Origin of the sequence: Lacrimispora amygdalina, assembly GCF_003432035.1 — a bacterium.
Classification (GTDB): Bacteria; Bacillota; Clostridia; order Lachnospirales; family Lachnospiraceae; genus Lacrimispora; species Lacrimispora amygdalina.
The window spans coordinates 1-792 of record NZ_QOHO01000156.1; the positions used below are offsets into that span (position 1 = coordinate 1).

The 792-nt window shown below is 29.5% G+C and carries 1 protein-coding gene; it reads left to right on the forward strand.

Features of this window, described 5'->3' with window-relative positions; translation table 11 throughout:
• Nucleotides 1–121: 121 nt before the first annotated feature.
• Nucleotides 122–792 (forward strand): hypothetical protein (locus DS742_RS28400; protein ID WP_117420259.1); only part of this gene is annotated, 671 nt, incomplete at its 3' end.

Consider the following 792-nt stretch of genomic DNA (forward strand, 5'->3'; position numbering starts at 1 on the left):
TGAAAATTTAATTAGTGATAAACCAAGCTCACAATTCGATATAGAAATGGATGAAGAGTGAAAATTGACGTGATACGGTTCTGATCTTTGACTACCTTTTCGGAGGAAATAAATAAAAAAATTGAAAAAAATATTAAAACATTTAGGGCTTATCTTATTTATTATAGTAGGAGTAATTGTTGGATTGTTTGCATTAATTGTATTTATTGCATTAGTCAAACCCAAGAATAATGATAATAGTAATGGTACTGTTAGTGTTAACATCGAGTATGATGGTAATGGTGAAATTCCATGTTCTCAAGAACCCGAACCAATATATGCAGATACAATGGAAGAGGCACTTTCTAATAATGCTGATTATTATTTTGATGAATACCCTTATATGAGTAACGTAAATGATATTATTAAAGTTTTTGAGAATGATGAATATGCAGCAATGTTTTATCATTCAATTAAAGATTCAAAGAAAGAGGGTTTTGTTGCTAGCAAATTTAAGATAAGGATAATTAATGGAAAAAAGCAATATGCTGTAATAGCAGTATATCCTGAGGAAACGAATAAAGGAGCTTGGAGAACAACGCCAATAAGAACAGTACGTGGAGCGGCAGTTTTTTTTGATTATTTAGGCCAATTTGGTATTACTGAAGGGGACCGATTTATATTTGGAAGCCTTGGAACTAAAAAAGTAGAAAATTTAAAAATAGAAGGACAGAGTCCAACAGAAATTATTGAATATAAATGTAATGGAAAAAAAGAGTATTTTTGGTATTATGAAAATTTAATTAGTGATAA